Source organism: Streptomyces sp. NPDC028305, assembly GCF_055569495.1.
The window spans coordinates 1-4,511 of the sequence record NZ_JBVHTN010000021.1 but is presented as its reverse complement, the minus strand read 5'-3'; the positions used below and the strand labels follow the sequence as shown (position 1 = coordinate 4,511).

The following is a 4,511-nucleotide window of genomic DNA, read 5'->3' as shown; positions in this document are numbered from 1 at the left end:
ACCCCACCACCTGGCACCAACAACACCACACCCACCACCACACCAACCTCCCCACCTACCCCTTCCAACACCACCACTACTGGCTCAACACCACCACTACCGCAGGCGATATGTCGGCGGCAGGCCTGGAGCCGGCGCGGCATCCCCTGTTGGGCGCGGCGGTGGGGCTTGCCGATGGCCAGGGGCTGCTGTTCACCGGCCGGATCTCCCTCCGTACCCATCCCTGGCTGGCCGACCACGCCGTCGGCGGCGCGGTGCTGCTCCCCGGAACGGCCTTGCTCGAACTCGCCCTCCAGGCCGGTGCCCACGTCGAGTGCCATCGGGTCGACGAGCTGACGCTGCACACACCGCTTGTTGTGCCGGAGAGCTCTGGAGTGGCGCTTCAGGTAACCGTGGCCGCCGCGAACGAGGCTGGAAGCCGGGCGGTGCATATCTACTCGCGAATGGACGACGGCGGTCTCATCGCCGATTCGGCAGGGGAGGCATGGACGCGCCATGCCGCCGGATATCTTGCCGAGAAGCCTGAGGGAGACTCGGACGAGTCCGTGGACGATGAGCTGCTCGCGGACGCGTGGCCGCCGCCGGGTGTGGTCGCCGTGGACCTGGAGGGACTGTACGAGCGGCTGACCGAGGCGGGTTTCCATTACGGAGCGGCCTTCCGGTGCCTGAGCGCTGTCTGGCAACGGGGCGAGGAGATCTTCGCGACCGCACGTGTGGCCGAAGACGCGCCGGGCGATACGGCAGCGGCTCGGTTCGGTCTGCACCCCGCCCTGCTGGACTCCGCGCTGCACACGATCCCCCTGTTGCCCTCGCTTCAGGGACAACAGGACAGCGGGCTGCCGTTCACCTGGAGCGGAGTCACTCTGCACGCACCGGCGGCGACGGCCCTTCGCGTCCGGCTGAGGCCGGCCGGTACCGACCCGGGGGCAGTGGCGGTCGATGTGTCCGACGAGACGGGCGAGCCCGTGGCGTCGATTCGCGCGCTGGCACTTCGGCCGGTGTCCGGGGCCGAGCTTCGGACCGCTGCCTCGGCTACCCACCACGGCTCGCTCTTCGAGGTGCGATGGGAACCCGTCCCCGAGTCCGTGGTGGCCGAGGAGACCGCCCCGTGGGTGGTGATCGGGACCGAGCCGACGCCGCCTCAGGTCGAGGACTTCCCCCGGCCGCCGGGGGAGGTGACATACGCCGATCTGGCCGCGCTGTGCGCGGCGATCGCCGACGACACGCCCATGCCCCGGACCGTAGTGACCTGGTCCCCAGCGGGGAGCGAAGAGGAGTCGAGCGAGGCGGTGCGGCGCGCCACGCATCACATGCTGGCGCTTGTGCAGCAGTGGTTGGGGGACGGCCGGTTCGCCGACACCCGCCTGGTGGTGCTCACGCGCGGCGCGATGGCCACGGCGCCGGACGAAGGTGTGAAGGACCTGGCGGGAGCGGCTGTACGGGGCCTGATCCGCTCCGCCCAGTCGGAGCACCCCGACCGATTCGTCCTGCTCGACCTGGATGACAGCGTGGCCGACCCGGAAGACCACCGTCGGACGCTGTCGATGGCTCTGGCCTCCGGGGAACCGGAAGTGGCCGTACGCGATCGAGTCCTGCGCGCGCCCCGGCTCAGCCGGCTGGCCGAACCGACCGCCACCGCGGCGGCCGACACCAACCCCACGGCTGAGCGTCCTTGGGGTTCCGACGGCACCGTACTCATCACCGGCGGCACCGGCAGTCTCGGCGCGATGCTCGCCCGCCACCTGGTGGTCACCCATGGCGTACGGCAGTTGCTGCTCATCAGCCGACGTGGCCTGGACGCCCCGGGGGCCGGGCGGCTGGAGGCCGAACTCGTCGAGCTCGGGGCGAGCGTGACCATCGTCGCGTGCGACGCCGCCGACCGGAAACAGCTCGCGAACACACTGGCGAAGATCTCCGTCGACCACCCGCTGGCCGCCGTGGTGCATGCGGCGGGCGTACTGGACGACGGGGTGATCACATCCCTCACCTCGGATGCCATGGCCCGGGTGCTGCGGGCCAAGGTCGATTCCGCGCTCAACCTTCACCAGCTCACGCGTGACCTTCCGCTGTCCGCGTTCGTGCTCTTCTCCTCGCTGGCCGGGGTGATGGGCTCGGCGGGTCAGGCCAATTACGCCGCCGCCAACGCCGCCCTGGACGCGCTGGCGTGTCAGCGGCGCGCCGCTCGGCTGCCGGCGGTGTCCTTGGCCTGGGGGGTGTGGGAGCACGCCGGGGGCATGACCGGACAACTGGATGCCACGGACCAGTCTCGGCTCCTCCGCGCGGGCCTGCGGCCGCTGGCCACCGGCGACGGCCTGGAACTCTTCGACAAGGCCCTGAGCTGCGACCGTCACCTCGTGGTGCCCGCCGCACTCAGCATGGCGGAGCTTCAGGCCTCCGGGTCCGCCCCGCCGCTCCTGCGAGGCTTGGCGGCCACCGCGGCCCGTCCGGGCACCCGCGGCACCTCGCCCGGTGCCCCGGGGTCCCTGCGGCGGCGGCTGACCGGACTCGGGACGGAGGAGCGGCTAAGGGTGGTGTTGCGGCTGGTGCGCTCCCAGGCGGCGGCGGTGCTGGGGCACCGCACGGCCGATGCGGTCCCGTCCGACTCGGCGTTCCGCGATCTGGGGTTCGACTCCCTCGCCGCGGTGGAACTGCGCAATCGGCTACAGCAGGCTACCGGGCTGCGCCTCCCGGCCGGTTTGATCTTCGACCGGCCGCGCCCCGACGCGCTCGCCCGCTTCCTGAGCGAGGAGTTGGTCGGTGGTGCGCCGGCGGCCACGACCACCCCACCCGCCCCGTCCGTCGGCGGCGCAGCAAGTGAGCCGGTGGCCATCATCGGCATGGCCTGCCGGTTTCCGGGGGATGTGCGGTCGGCCGAGGCCCTGTGGGGTCTCGTCGCCTCCGGTGTGGACGCGGTGGACGACTTCCCCGCGGACCGGGGCTGGGATGTGGAGCGGCTCTACGACCCCGACCCGGAGCGGCACGGCACCTCGTACACCAGGCGGGGTGGGTTCCTGTACGACGCAGGTGAGTTCGATCCGGCGTTCTTCGGGATCGGCCCGCGTGAGGCGGTGGCGATGGATCCGCAGCAGCGGTTGCTGCTGGAGATCTCCTGGGAGGCGCTGGAACGGGCGGGGATCGATCCGACGTCGGTGCGGGGGAGTTCGACCGGGGTGTTCGCGGGGGTGATGTACCACGACTACGGCACCCGCCTGCGCGAAATCCCGGAGGGCTACGAGGGCTACATCGGCAATGGAAATGCGGGCAGCGTCGCCTCGGGACGCGTCGCCTACACCTTCGGCCTGGAGGGGCCCGCGGTCACCGTGGACACGGCGTGTTCGTCGTCCCTCGTCGCGCTGCACCTGGCCTGCCAGGCGCTGCGGTCCGGGGAGTGCTCCATGGCGCTGGCCGGCGGGGTCACCGTCATGTCCACCCCCACCACCTTCGTCGAGTTCTCGCGACAGCGTGGGCTGTCCCCGGACGGGCGCTGCAAGTCGTTCGGAGCCGGAGCGGATGGCACAGGCTGGGCGGAGGGCGCGGGAATGCTCCTGGTGGAGCGGCTCTCGGACGCGCGGCGCAATGGTCATCCGATCCTGGCGGTGGTACGGGGGAGTGCGGTCAACCAGGACGGGGCGAGCAACGGACTGACCGCGCCGAACGGCCCCTCGCAAGAGCGGGTGATCCGCCAGGCGTGGGCGAACGCGGGGGTGGCCGCGGCGGACGTCGACGCGGTCGAGGGACACGGCACGGGAACGACACTCGGCGACCCGATCGAGGCCCAGGCGCTGCTGGCGACGTACGGGCAGGGCCGGTCGGGTGACCGGCCGTTGTGGCTGGGATCGATCAAGTCCAACGTCGGACACACCCAGGCCGCCGCGGGGGTGGGCGGCATCATCAAGATGGTGATGGCCATGCGGCACGGGCTGCTCCCACAGACCCTGCACGCCGAGGAGCCCTCACCGCATGTGGACTGGACGGGCGGCGCGGTGCGGCTGCTGACGGAGTCGGTGCCCTGGCCGGAGCACGGTCGGGCGCGTCGGGCAGGCGTCTCCTCGTTCGGGGTCAGCGGTACCAACTCCCACGTCATCCTGGAACAGGCACCACCCGCCGTGGAAGCCCGAGAGCCGGCAGGGTCCGGCACCGTCTCAGGCCCACTGCCTTGGGCCATCTCCGCGAAGAGTCCGCAGGCGCTACGCGCCCAGGCCGGGCAATTGCGCACGTTCCTGGCCAACACCCCGGAGGCGAACCTGGCCGACGTCGGCCACACCCTCGCGGTAGGCCGGACCTCTTTCGAACATCGGGCGGTCGTGCTGGGCCAGGACCGCAGCGACTTCCTGCGCGGCCTCGACGCCCTGGCGACCGACCAACCCCACACCACGGTCGTTACCGGTACTGCCAAGCGGCCCGGTGACCATGGCGGGGTGGTGTTTGTGTTTCCGGGTCAGGGTGGTCAGTGGGCCGGGATGGGACTGCGCCTGCTGGAAACCTCACCCGTCTTCGCCCAGTCCATCAAC

General features: G+C 71.4%; 1 protein-coding gene. It reads left to right on the top strand.

All coding sequences use genetic code 11. From position 1 onward, the window contains the following. Positions 1-4,511 (top strand): type I polyketide synthase (locus tag ACZ4WQ_RS46835; protein WP_468022901.1); only part of this gene is annotated, 4,511 nt, incomplete at both ends.